The sequence below is a fragment of the Streptomyces sp. NPDC102437 genome (assembly GCF_044765565.1).
GTDB lineage: Bacteria > Actinomycetota > Actinomycetes > Streptomycetales > Streptomycetaceae > Streptomyces.
On record NZ_JBIWKI010000014.1, the window covers coordinates 1 to 21223 of the forward strand.

Genomic DNA, 21223 nt, shown 5'->3' on the forward strand with positions numbered 1-21223 from the left:
AGTTCGCGCACCGCCGCGTACGAACCCGCGAACCCGATCGCGGCGATGAGCACCGCTCCGGCGACCACGAGACCGATGAGTATCCGGTGGGTGCGTGTCAGCTGCATCGCGGCCACCCGCTTTCCCTCCTGTTTCTGCATCATCAGGCCACACTCTCACGATGGTTGGCCTGGTCCACCTAGGGCCAGCCTGCCCGTGGGGGTGGGCTTATTGGCTGTGTCCAGCCAGCCCTTCGCGAGGAGGGCCTTGTAGTAGACGGGTGCCACCCTGCGGCCCTCCGCGCGCTGCCAGTCAGTGTGGTTGACGACCGAGGGGGTTGCGACCCGACTGGCGCGGTCCCGCTCGTGTCGTCGCGGAGGTCGGTCAGCTCGTCGCCCGAACCGCGTCCCTGATCAGGTCGGCGACCCGGGTGGGCTCGGAACAGGACGACGGCGTGGGAAGCGTCACGGAGTTCGACGACGACGGCGCCGGCCCGTGCGGCGCCGAAGCGCTGGACCTCGGCGCTGATCACGCGGTCTGCCCCGGCCGCCAGGGCCCAGGACGGTTTCGTCCGCCACGCCGCCGCGGACGCGGTCTCGGTGAAGGCGGCCGTGGCGAGCGGGCGTTGGGCCGCTGCCAGGACGCCGGCGACGTCCTCGGACACGTCCGCCGCGAAGACGGAGGGAAAGGCCGTCTCCTCGATGGTGACCTCGACCGCGGAGTCGCCGTCGAGGAGCGGGTACGTCCACTCCTTCAGGTTGCCCGTCAGCGGGGACTCGGGGAAGTTCCCTTGGTGCTGGCCGAGGCTCTCGCCCTCGTGGGGCACGTAGGCCGCCACGTAGACGAACGCGACGACGTTCTCCGCGGCGCCGGCCACGGTGATCAGCGCACCGCCGTAGGAGTGGCCGACGAGTACGGCCGGGCCGTCGACCTGCGCGAGGACGGAGGCGAGGTAGGCGGCGTCCGACCTCAGGCCCCGCAGGGGTTCGACGGAGCGATCACCGGGATACCGCTGCTCCGCAGTTCCGAGATGACGCCTATCCAGCCTGTCGCGTCGGCGAAGGCACCGTGCACGAGGACGACGGTGGGGTCGGTCATGCGAGTTCTCTTCTCGGTTAGGGCCATGTGTGAGGCGTCGTCACGACGGTCAGGGGCGGCCCGGGATTCGGCAGAGGTCCATGCGACGGTTGCTCACGGTAGGGCCGTGGCACTGGCATCTGTGGCACTGGCACCTCTTGTATGTGCACGCATCCGCGCCTGTCATGACAGCGCACTCGCGGCTCAGCGCTTTGGCTCGTCCTGGGCGACGGGAGCCGTCGGTGCGAAGGCCGAGGTCGCCAGCGCCTGCCATTCGCTGGGGCTCATGCCGTAGGCCCCGCGGAACGTGCGACTGAAGTGCGAGGGGCTGCGGAAGCCCCAGCGGTGTGCCACCGCGGCCATGGTGATTCTCCGGTTGGAGCGGCCCAGTTCGAGCCGGCAGAACTCGAGCCTGCGCTGCCGCACCCATTGGCTCACCGTGCTGCCGTCGTGCTGGAAGAGCTTCTGCAGGTACCGGACGGAGATGTGGTGGGCGCGTGCGATCGACTCCGGCGAGAGGTCCGGGTCCATCAGATGTTCTTCGATGTGGGCGTGGATACGGGACAGCATCTCGTTGACGGGCCCGGACGCGTCGTCGGCCTCGTCCGTGGTGTCCGCTTCGAGGAGCTCCATGACCAGGACGGAGAGAAGATGTACGGCCGTCCGGGCACGCCGGTCCCCGATCGTGGACCGGCGGAACTCCGCCTTGGCGGCGAGCGCGGTCAGGAAGTCGGACGCCAGCGCCCCGATCCCCTCCCCGCCGCGTACGGGTACGCCAAGCACCTGGTTCAGTTCCGACTCCGTGACGCCCAGATAGCAGCGGGGCACCCGGAAGAAGATCATCTGGCAGTCTTCGCCGAACTGCAGCATGTGCCGTCGGGCCGGGTCGCAGAAGACCAGGTCGTTCGGCTCCAACAGGGTCTTGGCACGCTCGTGGACGACGGTGACGGGCCCACGGACGTGGACGCCGAGGAAGACGTGGTTCCGGTCGTTTGTGTCCGGCATCTCGGAGAGCATCTGGACCAGCCACCCCGAGCGGGAGGAGGACGCGGTCGGATCGGGCGCACGGGACATCAGTGTGAGGTTCATGGTGATTCCTAGCCGTGGGTTCGTGCAGACGGAGGGCGGATTCACGCCCCTCTCTGCGGCTCCTCGGCCAGGAACTTCTCCACCACGGCGTTGAAGGCCGGTGGGTTCTCCAGGAAAGGGAAGTGTGAGCTCGCCACGTCCAAGGCGAAGACGTGCAGGCGTGCGCCGGGAATCCGCTCGGCGACGAAGCGCTGTGAGTCGGGGTGCACATGGCTTCCCTCACAGCCGATCACCAGGGTCGGCACATCGATCCGGGGAAGCACGTCCCGCCAGTCCTGCGCGCAGTGGTCGAACAGCAGCGGCACGCCCGCGTAGGCGGGTGTCGCCCTGATCTCCTCGGCGACGAAGGCCAGCACCTCGGGGTCGGGCTCGCCGGAGAACATACCGCGCACGAAGTCGGCGCGGACCGTGTCGCCCTCGGGACCGGCGAGGGCAGCGCCCAGGTACAGCAGCCCCGACATATCGAAGATGGCGCCAGAGTCCCGCTGTTCCCGCTCGGTCATCCAGGGCACGGCGGCGACCGCCGCGGGCTGGTCGACGGCGACGAAGCGCCGGATCCGTCCGGTCCCGTACTGGTCGATGAAGCTCCACCACACCGAGACGCCCATGGACCAGCCCAGTGCGTCGAAATGGTCGAGACCGAGATGGTCGACGAGTTCGAGCACGTCACGGGAGAGCCGGGCGATGCGGTAGCCCTGATGCGGCTTGCCGGACTTCCCGTGGCCGCGGAGGTCGACGGTGACGACTCGGCGACCGGGCGCCAACCCCTCGAACTGGTGGCGGAACATCGCCTGCGTCTGCCCCCAGCCGTGCAGCATCACCAGTGGTATGCCCTCGCCGCCGGCGTCCTTGTACGCGAGGCGTGCGCCATCCGTCGTGATCAGTTCCTTCATGACTTCTTCCCTGGTCAGAGGCGGTATATCGTTGCCGCCCGTCCCGAACATCATCGAATGGGGCCCGCCGCCCGCACCACCGCGAGCTGTAGGAATCGGGCCGTGGATCCTCCTCGCTTTGTCGAAGCGAGTCGGAGGTCAGGCGGCTCCGTCGGTGCCCGGGTCGAGGAGTTCCTCGATCCTGAGGCCGAGATGGAGCGTGAGCAGGTGGGCGCCGTCGTCGAGATCGAGTCCGGTGATCTCCTGGATCTGGCGCAGGCGGTAGTAGAGCGAGGTGCGGTGGATTCCCAGCGTGTCCGCGGTCCTGGGAATCGATCCGGCGTGTTCGAGGAAGCAGCGCAGGGTGCCCCGCAGGCGGTCGCCGCCATGCGCCTCGGTCAGGGTGCGGAGCGGCTTCGGGACCAGGGACGCGTGCTCGGGGAGCTGGAGCAGCACGGCGAGTTCCCCGAGGAGTTCCCAGTCACCGGCGCTCTTCAGGGTGGGCAGTCGACGTGCCGCGCGCAGACCATGCGGACCAGCGGGTCGTCGACGGCGACGGATCGGCCGAGCCGCTCCGCGAGCTCGTCTACGAGTGCCTGGAGCTCGGGGCTGCCGGGGCGGGCTCGCTGGAGCCTTACGGTCATGCGCTGTTCCTCTCTCGACCAACAGTTCCCCGCGGACTTCTGCATTCCGCGGTTCTTGATCAGTCTGAGGAAACGACGACGTCGGCACATCGCATGAATCGTCGATTACCGCGACGCCCGCGTGGGGTACGAAGCAACTACTCTCCGCTGTCGCGATGCTTCTCCAGCCGGGTCAGCTCGGCGCGCGAGGTGACGTCCAGCTTGGTGAAGGCCCGGCGCAGGTGCGAGCTCACGGTGTGCGGTGAGAGGGAGAGGTGCTCGGCCACCTGCTGGTTGGTCAGCCCTCGGGCCACGAGCCGTACCACCCGTAGCTCCGCGGCTGTCAGCTCGGGCCATGCATCGGAGAGTCCGGACGTCGAGGGCCGGCGGCGGACGCCGGCGGCCCGCAGGCGCCGACGGACGCGTGCGGCGTCCCGTTCGGCGCCCGCTCGCGCGTAGAGCGCGAGGGCCGTCTCGAAGTACGGCACCGCCTCGGACTTACGGGTGGCCGCGAGCTTGCGTCCGGCGTCCTCCAGCGCCGACGCCCGGGCCAGCACCCGAGGGCAGTCCTCGTACAGCCGGACGGCACGTACGAGGGTGGCGAGGTCGTTGTCGAGGAGCCCCCGGGCGTGCACGGCGGTGGCGGCGAGGAAAGTGAGCTCGGGATTGAGGGCGGCTCGCTTCTCGGCCAGGGCGACCGCCTGCGCGGCCCGTTCGTGCCTGCCTGCGCGCAGCGCCAGACGGACGAGCACCGGGGCGTCGGCGGGGTCGATCAAGCCGGCGTAGGCGGGCCGGTCCGCGGCGGGTGACGTCATCACCTCGTCGAGTTCGGCCATGGCACGGTCGGGCCGGCCTTCGAAGTCGGCCATCAGCGCCAGCATCCAGGTACCGAAGTGCCGGACGACGGGTGCGCCGTCGCTCCGCATGCGCCTCGCCTCCGCCGCGTACGCTCGTGCGGTCTGCCGGTCACCGGTGTGGAGGGCGACGCGCAGCATCACGTACCGGAGTGTGACGTCCGCGAGGTTGCCCGGGCCGGGATCGGGGGTCCCCGCGGACGCGGCTTCGGCGTCGGCCCGGGCGTCCGCCAGCCGTCCGGTGTCCAGATGGATGCGGGAGCGGGTCATGAGCCACATGCGGGTGGCGGCCGTCCGGCCCTGCTTCCTGGTGATCCGGATGCCTTCCTCCGCGACGGCGAGCGCCTCCGCGGTGCGTCCGGTGGTGTTCGACAGGAGAGCGTGCCACAAGGCCTCCGGAACCCACAGCGAGGTGCTGACGCCCAGGGCGTCGGCCAGCGCGGCGGACCGCTCGGCCTGCCGGAACGCCTCGGTCAGGTCCATGCGGTGGAAACTGACCGCCGAGCGGACCGTCGTCAGCGTGGCCTCGGCGGTGCGGTCCCCCGCTGCCGCCGCGGTCTCCCACGCCTCCGCGGCGATCTGCTCGGCCGCCGCGTGCTCGCCCGACATCGACAGGCCGACGGCGAGCATGGCGAGCAGTCGTCCCCTCGCGGTCACGGATATCCCGGGCAGTTGCGCCCCGGCGCGGGCCTGCCGGACGGCCTCGGAGAAGTCGAACGGTACGGCGAGGCGTGCCAGGGCGAGGCGTATGAGTGCCTCGTCCTCGGGTCCGAGACCGCCGGCCGCCAGGGCGGCGGCTCCCAGCTCGCGTGCCTGGGCGGCCCGGCCCGTCTGCCAGAGCAGCGGGATCGTCTCGGCGATGATCCGCGGCCGCTCCGGAGCGTCCGCAGTGGTGAGCTCCAGGGCCTTGAGGCTGCGCTCCGCGGCGGGTCCCGGAGCGGTGGCCGCGAGTTCCGCCGCTTCGGTGCGCAGCCGGTCGGCCTCCGCGGCGACTCCGGGCCCCGCTGTTCCCTCCGACGGCCCGGGACGGTCGACGGGGAGGGCGACGCTTCCCAGCTGCAGTCCGGCAGTCTGCCGGCGAAGGGCCTGGCGCAGGGGCAGGGGCAGGCCGGCTTCGACCGCCTCGCGGATCAGGTCCTGACGGAAGGCGAGGCGATCGCCGTTCTCGGCGAGCAGATCGGCGTCGAGGGATTCCTGGACCGCCGTGATGAGTGCCGCGGAGGACCTGCCGAGCAGTTCGGCGAGTAGTGCGACGGTGACCGGGCCGCCCATGGCAGCCGCCGTCCGCACCAACTCCCGGGCCTCGTCCGACAGCTGGTCGAGGCGGCGCACGACAGAGGGAAGCACCCGTGGGGCCGGGGGGCCGGCGGACAGCCTGGCCATGCCGTTCGCGATCGTCACCGCCGCGTCCTCCCGCAGCGAGCCGATCAGCTCGACCAGCAGCTGCGGCACCCCCTCGGCGCGGCGGGCGACGCGGAGGACGTCCGGGTCGGGAGGGGCGCCCAGGACGTCCTCGGTGATCTGCGCGGTCGCCCGGTCCCCCAGCGCGCCAAGGGCCAGCTCGTGTGCGCCTGCCTGCCGGATCCTGTCCAGGGTGGTGCGCACTCCCGACGGCACGCTGCCGCTGCGCACGGCGACCAGCCACAGGATGGCGTGCGACGAAAGTCCGGCCGCGAGGGTGTGGAAAGTGAGGAGGGTCAGGTCGTCGCACCACTGAAGGTCGTCGAGGACGACGAGCAGGGGTCCCTTTCGAACCGTCTCCCGCAGTCGGTCCCCCAGCTCCTGGAGCAGCCAGAACCGCTGGCCGGGTGTCTTGGCGAGGTCCCGGACACGGACGGCGCCCGACAGCGGCCCCTTGCCGGCGAGCACGCCGTCGAGGAGCGGGCCGAGCGGCACGAACTGTTCGTCCGGGTCCGCCGCTCCCTCGAACACCCTCGTCCCGCGCAACCTCGCGGCTGCCGCGGCCTCCGCGAGGATCCTGGACCTGCCGATGCCGGCGGGGCCTTCGACGCGGATGATCCCGCCTTCGCCCCGGTCGAGCGCGTCGAGCCGCGCCTTGATGAACGCCAGTTCGGCGTCCCTGCCGCGGAGGGGCCTCCGTACACCGTCGAATTCCTCGGGCACGGTCCGTGTCGTCATCCTGTTCACGCTCATACGGCGGAACAGTATGACCCATATGAACCACCCCGCCGTCGCCCGGCCCACCGGCCCGTCTCAGTCGAAGCGCAAGTCGGCGAGTTGCCGTTCGAGGACGGTGACGTCGTCCTCGGGCTCTTCACTGACCGGGCGCGCCGCCATGAGCGTGGCGAGCTCGACGCCCGCGCGACGGACGCGACCGGGCAGGCCGTCGGTGTACTCGTCTCCACCCGAGCCCCAGTCCTCGGAGGCCGCGAACACGGCGGTGGGGACGACGACGGCGCGCAGATAGGCGAAGAGCGGACGCACGGCGTGCTCAAGGGCCAGGGAGTGACGGGCGGTACCGCCCGTCGCCGCGATCAGGACCGGCTTCCCGGAGAGTGCGTCCGGATCGATCACGTCGAAGAAGGACTTGAAGAGACCGCTGTAGGAGGCCGCGAACACGGGAGTCACGACGATCAGGCCGTCGGCCGCCGTCACCGCGTCGATCGCGGCGCTCAGCCGCGGCGGCGGAAAGCCGGTCACGAGGTGGTTGGCGATGTCGCCGGCCAGTTCGCGCAGCTCCACGACCTCGGTCGACGGCGCCTGCCCCCGGACGGCGAGTTCGTCGCGGGCCGATTCGGCCAGCCGGTCCGCGAGCAGGCGGGTGGAGGAGGGGGTGCTCAGCCCCGCGGAGACGACGATCAGCTTCATGCGGCGGACACCTCCCGGACGGCTCGGAGGGACGCGTGCGTGGGGGCCTCCGGTACGTCGGCCGGACGTCCCTTGGCGAATTCCCTCCGCAGCACGGGCACGACCTCTTCGCCGAGGATGTCGAGCTGTTCGAGCACGGTCTTCAGGGGCAGGCCCGCGTGGTCCATCAGGAACAGCTGGCGCTGGTAGTCGCCGACGCTCTCCCGGAACGACAGGGTCCGGTCGATGACCTGCTGGGGAGAGCCCACGGTCAGCGGCGTCTGCTCGGTGAAGTCCTCCAGCGACGGGCCGTGGCCGTACACCGGCGCGTTGTCGAAGTACGGGCGGAACTCCCGTACGGCGTCCTGGGAGTTCTTGCGCATGAAGACCTGTCCGCCCAGGCCGACGATCGCGTCCTCCGGCCGGCCGTGACCGTGGTGCGCGAACCGGCGCCGGTAGAGCTGCACCATGCGCCGGGTGTGGTCGGCCGGCCAGAAGATGTTGTTGTGGAAGAAGCCGTCGCCGTAGAAGGCGGCCTGTTCCGCGATCTCGGGGGACCTGATGGAGCCGTGCCAGACGAAGGGCGGGACGCCGTCCAGCGGCCGCGGTGTCGAGGTGAATGCCTGGAGCGGCGTACGGAACGTGCCCTCCCAGTCCACGACGTCCTCGCGCCACAGTCGGCGCAGCAGCGCGTAGTTCTCCTTGGCGAGGTTGATGCCCTGGCGGATGTCCTGTCCGAACCACGGGTACACCGGACCGGTGTTGCCGCGGCCCATCATCAGGTCGACCCGGCCGTCGGCCAGGTGCTGGAGCATCGCGTAGTCCTCGGCGATCTTCACCGGGTCGTTGGTGGTGATCAGCGTCGTGGCGGTGGAAAGGATCAGTTTCTCGGTGCGGGCGGCGATGTAGCCGAGCATGGTGGTCGGTGACGACGGGACGAACGGCGGATTGTGGTGCTCGCCGGTCGCGAAGACGTCCAGGCCGACCTCCTCGGCCTTGATCGCGATGGCGACCATCGCCTTGATGCGCTCGTGCTCCGACGGCGTGCGGCCGGTGGTGGGGTCGGGTGTCACGTCCCCGACGGTGAAGATGCCGAACTGCATGGTGTCTGCTCTCCTGAGCTCGTCCGGTTCCCGCGCCGGGGAACCAGGGGCCGGGGTGACGCCGGGGCTCCGGCGTCACCCCGGCGGGTCAACGGTGCGGCGTCACTTCGCCAGGAAGGCGAGGAGGGCGGTGTTGACCTCCTCGGCGTGGGTCCACAGCAGACCGTGCGGGGCGCCCTCGATCTCGACGTAGTCGGCCGACGGAAGCGCCTTGTGGAAGGGGCGCGCGGTGCCCTCGGCCGGCAGGATGCGGTCGGCGGTGCCGTGCAGGATCAGGGCCGGCACGTCGACGGCGGGGATGTCGGTGCGGAAGTCGGTGTACCAGGTCGCCGGCGCGGCGGAAGCGGCGAAGGAGCCGCCGCGGGCCGCGGTGTTCCAACTGTGGCGGACGGCCTCCTCGCTGATGCGGGTGCCCAGGTTCTCGTCGAGGTTGTAGAAGTCGTTGAAGAAGGCCGTGTAGTAGGCGTACCGGTCGGCCTTGACGGCGGCGACGACGCCGTCGAAGAACTCCTTCGGGGCGACGCCGTCCGGGTTGTCGTCGCTCTTGAGCAGGCAGGGCTCCAGGGAGGCCAGGAAGGCGACCTTGGCGACGCGGCCGGAGCCGTACGTGGACACGTAGCGGGCGACCTCGCCGGTACCCATGGAGAAGCCGACCAGGACGGCGTCCTTCAGGTCGAGGGCCTCCATCACGGTGTTCAGGTCGGCCGCGAAGGTGTCGTAGTCGTAGCCGGTGGTCGGCTGCGAGGACTGCCCGAAACCGCGGCGGTCGTACGTGATCACGCGGTAGCCGGCGTCGAGCAGCGCGGCGCTCTGACGCTCCCAGGAGTGGCCGTCGAGCGGGAAGCCGTGGATGAGGACGACGGGCTGTCCGGCGCCATGGTCCTCGAAGTACAGCTCGATGGGGTTGGTGTTCTCCTGGCCCACGGTGATGTACGGCATGGGATTGCTTCCTCGATTCGGGGTGGCTGGTCCGCGCATCGGAGCGGCGCGGCACGCCCGTCACGCTAGGACCGGTCCCGCACCTGCTGTTGCCGTCCCGCGCACCACACCTTGCACGAGGGCGCAGAGATCGCTCAGTCGCCGGCGGCCGTTGCGGCATCGTCCTCCACGAGGGCGATCCGGGCCAGGTGGACCCTCGAGCGCACCGCGAGCTTGCGAAAGATCGACGCCAGATGGGTGTTGACCGTGTGCGGGGAGACGACGAGGACCTCCGCGGCCGACCGGTTGGTGTGGCCCGCGGCAATCAGCCGGGCCACCTTGCGTTCCGAGGCCGTGAGCGCGTCCCAGCCCTGGTCGGGGCGCGGCCGGGGGCCTCTCGTGCGTCGGCCGGCGCGTCTTGTGGCTTGCTCCAGGTCGTCCCGGACCCGGTCGGCCTGGGCGTCGGCCCCCGCCTGGGCGTAGATGTCGTGGGCCCTGGTCAGGGCGGGTGTCGCGGCGGGGTCGCCTGCCGTGCCGAGAGCGCGCCCGAGGTCGGCGGATGCGGCGGCGAGGGGCAGTGGCCGGGGGCCGGTGAGGAGGATGCGGACCGACCGCTCCAGGAGTCCGTGATCGGCGTTCACCAGGCCGGCCGCGTGGGCGGCCGTCCCCTGGGCGGTCGGCACCGAGGGATTGCGCGTGGCGTGCTCTGCCGCCTGGGTCGCGAGGTCCTCGGCCAGATCCCGGTCCCCGCCGCGCAGGGCGATCCCCACGGCCTGGACGACATGGGGGCGCAGCAGCCGCCACCGGAGGAAGGGGTGGTCCCGCTGCGCGGACCGGACCAGTTCGGCCGCTGCCGCGTGGTCGCCGTCGGCGTCGGCGACGACAGCCTCGAAGTACCGGTGCGTGGCGTGGTTGCCGGTGTTCGGCCGGTCGGCCACGGTCGCCCGCACGACGTCCAGGTGTTCCCGAGCGGCTTCGAGGTCGCCGCGCAGCATCGCGAGGAGACCGCGGTTGACGCGGATGTTGACCAGGTTGCCGGGCACGTGGAGGTCCGCTTCGAGCCGCTCGGCGGTGACGAGGTCGGCATCCGCGTCGTCGAGCCGGCCGAGCCCCATGTTCAGGGTTCCCTGGGCCCAGATCAGCATCGCGGGGCGCAGGGGAGGGTCGCCCGCCGTCCGGAGCAGTCGCCGTACGGTGTCGAAGTCGTCCATGTGGATCCGGGCGACGGCCTCCTCCGGCAGGAAGGCCGTGTCGAACACGCTCAGCACCGTGTGGTGTTCGACGGCGGCGGCGCAGTCGCCCGCGTTGAGGGCGATCTCGCCGAGACCCCACAGCGCGAGGACGCGGGCCTCCCGGTCACCGGCCCGCTCCGCCTCGGCGAGCGCCCGTTCGCCGGTCTCGCGAGCGGCCCCGAGGTCGCTCCCGCGGGACCGGGCCAGGGCCAGCCGAGCGGTCAGCCGGGCGCGGATCGCCGGGTCGGTGACGGCTGCCAGCGCCGCCGTCAAGCGGCGGGTCAGCTCGGGGACGTCGTCGAAGTGCCACAGCGTGTCACCGAGTACGGACTGCAGACGGGCGAAGACGTCCAGGGGAGGCTGCCGGGCGAGCAGCGCGTCGCCGACGTCCCGTGCCTGCGTGTAGCGGCCCGCGCGGGTCAGCGCGACGATGGCCCGTTCTCCCACGTCGTACGCCATGGGCGCACGGGGCGGTACGAGTTCCAGGGCGCGTACGGCCAGGTCGGCGGCGAGATCGGGCATCACGGCGATCACGTCCGTGGCGGCCGTGCCGAGCAGTCCGATCGCCTCCATGTCGCCGGGTTCGGCGCTCTTCAGCAGATGCGGGACCGCGTCGACGGAGCTCCGGCCCGCCGCGACGAGCCGGCTCGCGGCCTCCCGGTGCAGCGCCCGGCGTACGGAGGGGGTGAGGTCGGCGTACACCGCCTGGCGGAGCAGGTCGTGGCGGAACAGGAGGCGTTCGCCGTCGTCGTGGAGGAGGGCGGCGTCGATCGCCTCGTCCACTTCGGCGCTGAGTCCGGAGGCGGGCCGGCCGCACAAGGCGGCGGCGTCCGCGAGCGAGAACGCGCGGCCGAGGACCGAGCCGATCCGCAGGAAGTGGAGGGTGTCCGGCCGGAGGTCGGCCAGCCGGTCGCGTACGCCGAGGACCAGCCGCTCCGGCGGTTCCGTCCCGTCCGCGCCCGACGCCGCGATGCCCGCGAGCATCTCGGTCGCGAGGAAGGGGTTGCCGCCGGCCCCGTCGAGGAGCTCCGCGACCTGCTCCGGCACGTCCCCTCCGAGGACGTCGCGTGCCAGCTCGGTCAGGGCCGTGTCGGGCAGCGGCCGCAGAGGGAGGGTTGTCGTCCGCGGCCCCTGCCCGTACAGTTCCGGGTCCTCCCTGCCCGTGAGCAGCCAGAGGACCGGGGAGCTGAGCAGTCGTGCGGGCATGACGCTCAGGGCGAACCGGCTCAGCGGGTCGGCCCATTGGACGTCGTCGACCGCGATCAGTACGGGCGTGCCTGCCGAGCGCTCCTCGATCAGCTGGGCCAGCCGTTCGACGAGCCAGATGCGCTGGTCGTGGTGGTCGGCGAGGTCCGCGAAGTCCGTGCTGGACAGCAGCGGCGGGTCACCGTGCAAGAGGCCCGAGGCCAGCGAGGCGAGCGGTGCCAGCTCGTGCAGTTCCTCGGCGCGTCCATGGCTGACGACGAATCCGTGGGCCCGTGCGATCGAGATGGTCTCCTGCAGCAGTACGGTCTTCCCGATGCCGGGCTCGCCCAGGAGCAGCACGATCGCTCCGCCCTCGCCGTCGCGCACCGCCTCGACCAGGGCGCGCAGCCGCTCCAGCTCGGCTTCGCGGCCCCGCAGCCCGGCCCGGCTCAGCCCTGTCGCCACGTCTTGCTCCTCGGGCCGGTCGGGGCTCATCCCTTGACCGATCCGGCGAGCAGTCCCTGTGCGAAGTGCCGCCGGAGGGAGAAGAAGACGAGCAGCGGGACGAAGGCCGCCACGAAGGCTCCCGCGGTGAGCCGCTGCCACTCGTTGCCGTACGTCCCGGCCAGGCTCGCCAGTCTGACCGTCATCGGCGCGGTCTCGGCCGTTCCGCCCGACAGCGCCAGTGCCACGAGAAGGTCGTTCCACACCCAGATGAACTGGATGATGGCGAAGGAGACCAACGCCGGGCGGGCCAGGGGCAGCACGATCCGGAGCAGCAGCGTCCCGTGCGACGCGCCGTCGACGCGGGCGGCCTCGATCAGGTCCCGGGGCAGCCCTGCCAGGAAGTTGTGCAGGAGGAACACCGCGAACGGCAGCGCGAAGACCGTGTGGGCGAACCAGACCTGGCCGAACCGGGCGGGACCGGTGACGTTCCACGCGGGCAGGAACAGCCAGCCGTGGGAGAACAGCTTCAGGAGGGGGACGAGCGCCATCTGGAGCGGCACGACCTGGAGCGCGAAGATGCCGACGACGAGCGCGTCCCGCCCCCTGAACTCGATCCACGCCAGGGCGTACGCCGCGAAGAAGGCCAGGACGAGCGGGAACAGCACCGAGGGAACGGTGATGACAACGGAGTTGACGAAGTACTCAGCGAGCCGCCCCGACCCGTTCCCGCCGCCGGACAGCACCTCGCCGTAGTTGTCAAGCGTGAGGTGCGGCGTACCGAACACGGTCCACCAGCCCGTCGTCTTGATCTCGTCCTCGGGGCGGAACGAGGAGAGCAGCAGACCGAGGGTCGGTGTCGTCCAGAGGGCCGCGATCACCACGGCGATCAACGTGAAGGCGCTGGAGGCCAGACGCTCCCGGACGCCGTTCACCCCGCCCTCCGCTGTACCCGCACCTGGTGGGCGACGAAGGGGGTGACGAGGAGGAAGAGGAGCACGGCGAGCGCCGCGCCGCGGCCCGTCTCGCCGTAGCGGAAGGCCTGGTCGTACATCTCGTGGGCGATGACGCCCGTGTCGAACTGTCCGCCGGTCATGGTCTTGACGATGTCGAAGGCCTTGAAGGTGCCGATCGCCTGGGCGAGGACCACGACGAGCAGCGTGGGCCTGACCGACGGCATGGTGATCCGCCGGAAAATCTGCCGGGGGGACGCACCGTCCAGTCGGGCCGCCTCGGTCAGCTCGTCGGGTACGGCCCTGATCGCGCCGGCCAGCAGGACGGCCGCGAAGCCCGCCTGTGTCCACACCATCGCCACGATGAGGAACAGGACGTTCCAGGGAGAGTCCACGAGCCATTGCCTCGGTTCGCCGCCGAACGCGACGACGAGCTGGTTCAGCAGCCCGATCTGCCCGGCTTCCGCGGGGCGGTAGGCGTAGACGAACTTCCAGACGACACCCGCGCCAACGAACGACATCGTCATCGGCGTCAGGAGGAGGGACAGCGCGAACGCTCTGAACCGCGACCGTACGACGGCCGCCGCGTAGAGCAGACCGACCGAGGTCGCCAGCAACGGCACGAGCACCACCCACGCCAGGGTGTTGCACAGCGCCACCAGCGCTTGGGGGTCGGTGAACATCCACACGTAGTTGTCGAACCCGGCCCACGCGTCTCCCGGGCCGTCGGTGAACGACAGGGCCAGGGTGCGCAGACCGGGCAGGAGAAGACCGACCGTGAGCAGCAGCAGTGCCGGGGCCAGCAGGATCAGGGCCGCGGCCCTCCTCCGTACCGGCCCCCGGTGCAGCGCGAGCAGGACCAGGGCGACCACCGCCGCGAAGGCGGCGATGCCCTGGAGCAGGTACATCAGCTTGGGCTGCTGGGCGACGGCGTCGAACGGCATCAGTTTCTCGGCCAGGAGCGTTCGATGGAGTCGGCGACCTGCCGGGTGCTCGCGCCGCCGATCCAGTCGACGGCTCCCTTCCAGAACGTCCCGGCGCCGACCGACGCCGGCATCAGGTCCGAACCGTCGAACCTGAACTGTGTCCGGGGATCCTGGAGCAGCTGGATCGAGAGCTTGTCGACCGGGGTCGCGGCGTTCGCCGGATCCACGCCCCTGTTCGCCGAGACGAACGGGCCCTTCTTCATCCGCGCGTTCGCGAAGTCCGCGGAGGCCAGGTACTCCTGGAACGCCCGCACCTCGGGACGGTCGGCGAACGCCGCGGTGAACACCCCACCGCCCAGCACGGGGCGGCTCGCCGGATCGGCCCCCGGGAGGAGGAAGGCGTAGACGTCCTTGTCCGGTCCGATCTCGGTGCCCTTCGGCCACATGTCGGCGTAGAACGAGGCCTGGCGGTGCATCGCGCAGTCGCCGGAGAGAATCGGTGTGCCGGCCTCCTGGAAAGAGATCGACGCCATCGACCGGGCCGGACCGAAACCGCCGTTGGCGTACCGGTCGTTCTTGAGGACGGACCCCACGGTGTCCATGGCCTTGATCACACGCGGGTCGTTGAACGGGATCTTGTGGGCGACCCACTGGTCGTAGACATCCGTTCCCTGCTGACGCAGCAGGACGTCCTCGATCCAGTCCGTCACAGGCCAGCCGGTCGCCTCGGCGGACTCGACGCCCGCGCACCACGGCTTGACGCCCGACGCCGCGACCTTCTCCGTCACGGCCATCAGCTCGGACCACGTGCGGGGAACGCTCAGTCCCCTGTCGCGGAAGAACTTGGGCGAGTACCAGACGAACGACTTCACGTTCGCGACCAGCGGCGTGCCGTAGAGGGTGCCGTTCACGGTCGCGTAGCTGTTCCAGTCAGCCGACCAGCCCTGCTTCGCGAGGGCCACGACCCCGGCACTCGCGGGCTTCAGTTTCCCCGCCCGAGCGAAGCGTTCCAGGAGCCCGGGCTGAGGGAAGAACGCCACATCCGGCGCAGTCCCACCGTCGACCCGGAGCTGGATCTGGGCCTCGAATTCCCCGTCCCCCTCGTACTGGACGTCGATTCCCGTGCAGTGCGCGAAGTCCGCCCAGGTCTCTTCGAACAGGTCGGCCTCCCTGTCCCGGTTCTCCGCGTAGACGGTGACCTTGGTGCCAGGGTGCTCGCCGTACCGGGCGTACCGTCCGCAGTCCGCGGTGGTATGCGCCCGCGAACCGCTACCCTGCGGGGTGCCGCAGGCGGTGGCGGTGACGGCAAGCGTGATGACCGCGAGAACGAGCCTCGCGCCGAACCTCATGGGTGTACTTCCTCCGATCGCCCGCCGAAAGGTTCTCGGGGGCGATCAGAAGCTACCAGCGCTCGAACAATATCGACTAATCGTTCGATCTTGGGTGATCGGGTCAGTGGGCGGTGGCCCGGACCGCGTCCTGGATCAGCTCCGCCACGGCCTTGGGCTGGGCAAGCATGACCAGGTGGGAGGAGTCGACCTCGATGGTCGTCATGCCGGCGCGCTCGTACCCGTAGCGCTCCACATCGGGGTTGATCGTGCGGTCGGAGGAGGCGACCAGGCCCCACGAGGGCTTGGTCTTCCACGCCGCGACAGGCGCCGCCTCCGAGAAGGCACGCGCGGCCAGGGGGCGCTGGGAGACGGCGAGCACCGCGGCGAGGTCGGGGTCGACGTCCGCCGCGAAGAGGGTGGGGAACTTCTCGATCTCCACCGAGACGTCGGTGCCGGTCTCGGTGGAGCCGGCCACCGGGAACGGGGTGTAGACGAGCGCGTCGGCGAGGCCGGAGTCGGGGAAGCGGCCCTGCAGCTCGCCCAGGCTCTCGCCCTCCTCCAGCGCGTATCCCGCGAGGTACACCAGTGCGCGGACGTTGTCCTCCGTGCCGGCGAGGGTGATGACCGCGCCGCCGTACGAGTGCCCCACCAGGATCACGGGGCCCTCGACGGCACGGACCACCGAGGCGATGTACGCGGCGTCGTCGACAAGGCTGCGGTTGGGCACCGCCGGAGCCACCACGTCCATGCCGGCGGCGGTCAGTTCCGGGATGACACGGGCGAAGCTGGAGGCGTCGGCGAAGGCGCCGTGGACCAGAACGACGGTGGGGCGGGCGTGTCGGGGCATGCGCGAACTCCTCGGTGGGTGGATGGAGATGGGGAAGGTGGTGGTGGGTGGTTCACAGGCCGAAGCGGGCGCGGCGCGCCTCCGGCACCAGGTCGGCGTACTCGGGGTGCTTGCCGATCCAGCCCCGAATGAAGGGGCAGTACGGCAGGACGCGCAGCCCACGGGCCCGGGCGTCGTCGAGGGCGCCGCGGGCAAGCAGCCCGCCCAGACCCCGGCCGCCGAAGCGGGGATCGATCTCGGTGTGGATGAAGGCGATCTCGCCCTCCGAGAGGTGGTACTCGGCGAAGCCCGCGGTCTCGGTGCCGTCGCCGCCGGCAAGGATCTCGTACCGGGACTTCTCGGGCCGGTCCGTCACCTGCGGTTCCATGGGTGCTCCTGTGCGGTCGTGGTGTGACGAGGTGGATGGGTGTGGTCAGAGCGTGCGGCGCACGCCCGCCTGGCGTTCCAGGTTGCGGAGCTGGACGGCGAGATCGCCCTCCACGGCGAGGTGGGCGGGGCCACTGCGTCCGATGGGCAGGACCTGCTCGCTGCGCATGTCCTCCAGCATCAGGGCGAACGCCGTGTACATCGCGACCAGCGCCACGACGAGGCCGAGCGCGCCCGACGTGCGCGTCAGCCATTCGGCCCCGGTGATGCCCGCGAGGCCGGTGGCCGCCCAGCGGGGCAGGGAGACCGCGATCACGAGCCACAGCGCCCGCTTGGGCCGGGTCACGGCGGACATCAGCGCCCCGAAGCACAGGAGCGCCAGGTTGAAGACGCCGAGGACCTTCAGGCCGTCGGCCGCGCCGCTGAGCATGATGAGCGAGTACGGCAGCCAGCTGCCGGCGAACACCGCCATCAGGGTCGCCGCGATCACGTCACGGGCGCCGAAGGCCAGGAAACTGACCAGGAGCTGGAGCACGAAGGCCGGCAGCACCGTGAAGGCGACGGCGGTGCGGGCCTCCTCGCCGAAGATCCCGAGCTGGAGGCAGCCCGTCATCACCGACGCGATGGCGATCGTGAAGAAGCCGAGCGGCATGGGTGAGGCGATGGGGTGCAGGTTGATCCGGGTCATCGACCGGAGGTCCGGTTCGAAGCGGCGTTCCGGCAGGGCGGCCGGGTCTTCGTCGCCGCCGTCGGTGGCAGGGGAGGCTGTACTCATCGTGTGGTCTCTTTCAGTGTTCGAAGCAGGGGTCGACGAAGGACGGTGTCGTCTCGGGAACGGATCCGCGCGCTACGCGCCACCGGCGGTGCTGCTCGGACTCGGCCACGGCCTCGGCCACGGCCGACGCCTGGAGCGCGCCGCTCTGGTAGCCGCCGAAGCGGGCGACGGGGCTCCACTCTGGAGTCACCGGCGGGATGGCCTCGTCCAGTCCCTCGTACTCGGCGGTCGCGTAGACGATGCGGCCGCCGACGACGGTGAGGACGGACTCGATGTCGGGAATGACGTCCTCGGGCACGGTGAGGAAGTCGTCGGACAGGATCGCGAGGTCGCCGTAGCAGCCCTTTCGCAGGCTTCCCTTGACGTCCTGCTCGCCGGTGAGCTGAGCTCCGCCCCGGGTGTAGAGGCCGAGGGCGGTCTCCCGGTCGATCAGGTTCCCGGCCGGGTAGAGGGCCGTGCCGCCGACGGTCCGGCCGGTCACCAGCCAGTGGAGGGCGACCCAGGGGTTGTACGAGGAGACACGGGTGGCGTCGGTTCCGGCGGCCACGGTCAGGCCCCGGTCGAGCATCGCCCGGACCGGCGGGGTGTGGGCGGCGGCCTCGGCGCCGTAGCGGTCGAGGAACGCGGCGCCCTGGAAGGACATCCGGTTCTGTACGGAGACGGCGCCGCCGAGGGCCGCTATCCGGTCGAGGCTCTGGGTGGAGACGGTCTCCGCGTGGTCGAATAGCCAGCGGTTGCCGCCAGGGAAGAGCCCTTCGGCCGCGAGCTTCTCGAAGACGGCCAGGTCACGCCGGATCGTCTCGTCGTAGGTCGCATGGAGCCGGAAGCCCCAGCCGTTCTCGAGCAGGAGCCGTACGGCGCTCTCGAATTCAGTCTCGTAGCCCGCGGCGAGCTCGGGCCGGGGTTCGGAGAAGTTCTCGAAGTCGGCGGCGGCCCAGGTCAGGTTCTCTCCCGCGCCGTTCAGCCGGAGCCACTCGTCCCCGTCCCCGGGCTTCACCATCTCGGTCCAGCGCTTCAGGTCGGCGAGCTCCTGCCCGGCCGTCTGCGGGAACAGGTGGTAGGCGATCCGGAGGGTCAGCTCCCCCGACCTGGCCAGGTCGACGACCGTGGCGTAGTTGTCGGGGAAGTTCTGGAACCCTCCGGCGGCGTCGACCGCCGAGGTGAGTCCGAAGCGGTTGAGCTCGCGCAGGAAGTGCCGGGTCGATGTCCGCTTGTCGGCCTCGTCGAGGGCCGGCGCCTTGGCCAGGGTCGAGTACAGGATGAGGGCACCTGGAGCGGCGAGGAGAACGCCGTTGGGTTCGCCGTCCCGGCCGCGGACGATCTGCCCGCCGCGCGGGTCGGCGGTCTCCCGGGTGAATCCGGCGGCCTTGACGGCGGCACGGTTCATCAGCGCCGACTGGTACAGGTGCAGGACGAACACCGGGGTGTCGGGGGCAGCGGCGTTCAGTTCCGCGACGGTCGGCATCCTGCGCTCGACGAACTGTTCGGCGGTCCAGCCGCCCACGACGCGGATCCACTGCCCCTTGGGGGTGCGGCCGGCCTGCTCTCGCAGCATCGCGAGGGCGTGTCGGAGGCTGCGTACGCCGTCCCAGCGCAGCTCCAGGACGTAGTTCAGGCCGCCCCGGATGACGTGCAGGTGCGAGTCGTTGAGACCGGGGATCACCCGGCGGCCGAGAGCGTCGACAACCTTCGTTCCCGGCCCGACGAGGTGGGCGAGGTCGTGGTCGTCCCCGAGGGCCGCGACCCGGCCGTCGCGGATCGCGACGGCGCGCGCCTCGGGGCGGTCGGAGTCACCGGTGAACACCTTGGCGTTGCGAACGAGGAGATCGGCGTGCTCGTGCTCCCGGCGCGGGGCGGGAACGAGGCCCGCCACCGGCATGCTCGTCGACGGCCCGGTCATGCGAAGGCCTTGCGGAGAGTGGCGGTGGCAAGACCGATGGCGAGTTCCGCAGCCTGCGTCTCGCGCAGCGCGTTCAGCATGACGAAGTCGTGGATGACCCCCTGTACGCGCAGGGCGGTGACGGGGACTCCGGCGGCGCGGAGCTTCGCCGCGTACGCCTCGCCCTCGTCACGCAGGACGTCGGCTTCGGCAGTGAGGACCAGGGCGGGCGGCAGGCCGGTCAGCTGGTCGGTGGTGGCGCGCAGCGGGGATGCGGTGATCTGGGCGCGCTCGGCCTCGTCGGTCGTGTACTGGTCCCAGAACCACTTCATGCCGTCACGGCGCAGGAAGAAGCCCTCGGCGAACTGGTGGTACGACTCGGTGTCGAAGCTCGCGTCCGTGACCGGGTAGAAGAGGACCTGCTGGACGAGGGGCACGTCGCCGCGCTGCTTGGCCATGAGGGTGAGGGCGGCGCTCATGTTGCCGCCGACCGAGTCGCCCGCGACGGCGATCCGCGTGCCGTCGAGCTCCTTGTGGTGTCCCTCACGGGCGATCCACTGAGCAACGCTGTAGTTCTGCTCGATCGCGACGGGGTAGCGCGCCTCGGGCGAGAGGTCGTACTCGGGGAACACCACGGCCGCCCCGGTGCCGACGGCGAGTTCGCGGACGAGCCGGTCGTGGGTGTGGGCGTTGCCGAAAACCCAGCCCGCACCATGGATGTAGAGGATGACGGGCAGCGGGCCGGTGGCGCCGCGGGGGCGGACGATCCGGGCGCGGACGTCGCCGGTCGGGCCGCCGTGGACGGTGATCCACTCCTCGTCGACCTCGGGCAGGGGAACACCCTCGCCGCTCTGGACGCCGTCCACGGCCTTACGGCCTTCGGCAACAGGGATCTGGTAGAGGTACGGCGGCTGGTCGGTGGCGCCGGCAAAGGCCTGGGCGGCGGGTTCAAGGACCGGACGGTTCTTCATGAGGGGTTCTCCTTCTGGGGATGTGCGGGAGGGGGCGGGTCGGGGGCTCAACGGGTCGCCCGCGCGGCGGCGAGGATCACGTGGGTGACCACGGCCGGACGGGAGACGGCCACGGCGTGCGACGCGTCCACTTCGGTGATGTGCGAGCCGGCGCGCTGGGCCATCCACCATTGGGCGGCCGGCGGGATGTTCTTGTCGGCGGTGGCGATCAGTGCCCAGGACGGGATCGTCTTCCAGGCCGCCTCGCCGGACTTCTCCTCCAGCGCGGTGGTGGCGACCGGGCGCTGGGTCGCGGCCATGACGGCGGCGTCGGCGGTGGGGACGTCGGCGGCGAACTGCCGGTGGAACTTGGCCCGTTCGATGACGAGCTCGGTGCCGGTGCCACCGCCGGGCAGCGGGTACGGCCGCGGGTTCACGGTGTCGCCGAGAGTGGAGCCGGGGAACTTGGCGGCGAGCTCGGCCGCGCTCTCGCCCTTGTCCGGGGTGAACGCGGCGATGTAAACGAGGGCCTTCACACGGCTGTCGCCCACCGCGGCGCCACTGATGACGGCGCCGCCGTAGGAGTGGCCGACCAGGACGACGGGTCCGTCGACGGCGGCCAGCACGCTGCGCAGGTAGGCGGTGTCCGCGGCGAGACCGCGCAGCGGGTTGGCGGGGGCCAGGACGGGGTAGCCGACGTGCTGCAGCCGCCTGATCGTGCCGCTCCAGCTGGAGGCGTCCGCGAACGCTCCGTGGACCAGGACGATCGTGGGCTTGGGGTCGTGCCGGTCGGTGCCGGCGGCGACCGGGTCGCTCGCGGGTCGGGCGGGTGCGGCACCCAGCAGGGAGGCCACCGCGGCCGGCAGGGCAAGGGCGAGGGTGAGGGTGCGCCTCGTGGGATGCATGGGGGGTTTCCTTGTGGGTGGTGAAGTGTTCGGGGGTACTCGGTCGGGCCGGAGGGGATGCGCAGGTCGGGCGGGTACGCCGATTGGGCCGGGCGGGTGCGCAGGTC

The 21223-nt window shown here is 71.0% G+C and carries 19 protein-coding genes; all 19 read right to left on the reverse strand.

The features are described from left to right. Window positions 1-178: 178 nt before the first annotated feature. On the reverse strand, window positions 179-1024 hold the full coding sequence (locus ACIRJP_RS19310; RefSeq protein WP_404175824.1) for an alpha/beta hydrolase: 846 nt from the start codon (window positions 1022-1024) through the stop codon (window positions 179-181). Window positions 1025-1260: 236 nt separating this feature from the next. Beyond that, complete coding sequence (locus tag ACIRJP_RS19315; protein WP_404175291.1) at window positions 1261-2145, reverse strand: helix-turn-helix domain-containing protein; 885 nt, start codon at window positions 2143-2145, stop codon at window positions 1261-1263. Window positions 2146-2186: 41 nt separating this feature from the next. Beyond that, entirely contained in the window at window positions 2187-3038 is an 852-nt protein-coding gene (locus tag ACIRJP_RS19320; protein ID WP_404175294.1) for an alpha/beta fold hydrolase, read from the reverse strand. 138 nt (window positions 3039-3176) lie between these two features. Beyond that, entirely contained in the window at window positions 3177-3473 is a 297-nt protein-coding gene (locus tag ACIRJP_RS19325) for a PucR family transcriptional regulator (protein ID WP_404175297.1), read from the reverse strand. 38 nt (window positions 3474-3511) lie between these two features. Continuing rightward, window positions 3512-3661, reverse strand: a complete 150-nt coding sequence (locus ACIRJP_RS19330; RefSeq protein ID WP_404175300.1) for a hypothetical protein — start codon at window positions 3659-3661, stop codon at window positions 3512-3514. A 137-nt stretch (window positions 3662-3798) separates the two neighbouring features. Then, window positions 3799-6633, reverse strand: a complete 2835-nt coding sequence (locus ACIRJP_RS19335) for an ATP-binding protein (RefSeq protein WP_404175303.1) — start codon at window positions 6631-6633, stop codon at window positions 3799-3801. A 75-nt stretch (window positions 6634-6708) separates the two neighbouring features. Beyond that, window positions 6709-7323: an FMN reductase gene (locus ACIRJP_RS19340; protein ID WP_404117955.1), complete on the reverse strand. Its 615-nt coding sequence runs from the start codon at window positions 7321-7323 to the stop codon at window positions 6709-6711. Then, on the reverse strand, window positions 7320-8405 hold the full coding sequence (locus ACIRJP_RS19345) for an LLM class flavin-dependent oxidoreductase (RefSeq protein WP_404175306.1): 1086 nt from the start codon (window positions 8403-8405) through the stop codon (window positions 7320-7322). The genes ACIRJP_RS19340 and ACIRJP_RS19345 overlap by 4 nt, the downstream gene beginning before the upstream one ends. A 102-nt stretch (window positions 8406-8507) precedes the next feature. After that, a complete protein-coding gene (locus ACIRJP_RS19350; RefSeq protein WP_404175309.1) occupies window positions 8508-9344 on the reverse strand; it encodes an alpha/beta fold hydrolase in 837 nt (278 codons plus the stop codon). 134 nt (window positions 9345-9478) lie between these two features. Next, window positions 9479-12235, reverse strand: coding sequence for an ATP-binding protein (locus ACIRJP_RS19355; protein ID WP_404175312.1), 2757 nt, complete (start codon window positions 12233-12235; stop codon window positions 9479-9481). Then, window positions 12232-13119: a carbohydrate ABC transporter permease gene (locus ACIRJP_RS19360; RefSeq protein WP_404175315.1), complete on the reverse strand. Its 888-nt coding sequence runs from the start codon at window positions 13117-13119 to the stop codon at window positions 12232-12234. The genes ACIRJP_RS19355 and ACIRJP_RS19360 overlap by 4 nt, the downstream gene beginning before the upstream one ends. Further along, window positions 13116-14081: a carbohydrate ABC transporter permease gene (locus ACIRJP_RS19365; protein WP_404175318.1), complete on the reverse strand. Its 966-nt coding sequence runs from the start codon at window positions 14079-14081 to the stop codon at window positions 13116-13118. Before ACIRJP_RS19365 ends, ACIRJP_RS19360 begins: the two co-directional genes overlap by 4 nt. Beyond that, window positions 14081-15412 (reverse strand): ABC transporter substrate-binding protein, encoded by a 1332-nt coding sequence (locus ACIRJP_RS19370; protein ID WP_404175321.1) that lies wholly within the window; start codon window positions 15410-15412, stop codon window positions 14081-14083. Before ACIRJP_RS19370 ends, ACIRJP_RS19365 begins: the two co-directional genes overlap by 1 nt. Before the next feature lie 103 nt (window positions 15413-15515). Further along, window positions 15516-16241 carry an alpha/beta fold hydrolase gene (locus tag ACIRJP_RS19375; protein ID WP_383723805.1) on the reverse strand — a complete coding sequence of 242 codons (726 nt, stop codon included), beginning with the start codon at window positions 16239-16241 and terminating at the stop codon, window positions 15516-15518. A 52-nt stretch (window positions 16242-16293) separates the two neighbouring features. After that, the gene (locus ACIRJP_RS19380) at window positions 16294-16608 is read right to left on the reverse strand and encodes a GNAT family N-acetyltransferase (RefSeq protein ID WP_404117976.1); all 315 of its coding nucleotides are present in this window, start codon (window positions 16606-16608) and stop codon (window positions 16294-16296) included. Window positions 16609-16653: 45 nt separating this feature from the next. Next, window positions 16654-17382: a GPR1/FUN34/YaaH family transporter gene (locus ACIRJP_RS19385; protein ID WP_404175325.1), complete on the reverse strand. Its 729-nt coding sequence runs from the start codon at window positions 17380-17382 to the stop codon at window positions 16654-16656. Between the two features lie 13 nt (window positions 17383-17395). Next, window positions 17396-19282: an amidohydrolase gene (locus tag ACIRJP_RS19390; RefSeq protein ID WP_404175328.1), complete on the reverse strand. Its 1887-nt coding sequence runs from the start codon at window positions 19280-19282 to the stop codon at window positions 17396-17398. Continuing rightward, window positions 19279-20232 carry an alpha/beta hydrolase gene (locus ACIRJP_RS19395; RefSeq protein ID WP_404175331.1) on the reverse strand — a complete coding sequence of 318 codons (954 nt, stop codon included), beginning with the start codon at window positions 20230-20232 and terminating at the stop codon, window positions 19279-19281. Before ACIRJP_RS19395 ends, ACIRJP_RS19390 begins: the two co-directional genes overlap by 4 nt. 47 nt (window positions 20233-20279) lie before the next feature. Continuing rightward, window positions 20280-21116 (reverse strand): alpha/beta fold hydrolase, encoded by an 837-nt coding sequence (locus ACIRJP_RS19400; protein WP_404175335.1) that lies wholly within the window; start codon window positions 21114-21116, stop codon window positions 20280-20282. Between the last annotated feature and the right edge of the window lie 107 nt (window positions 21117-21223).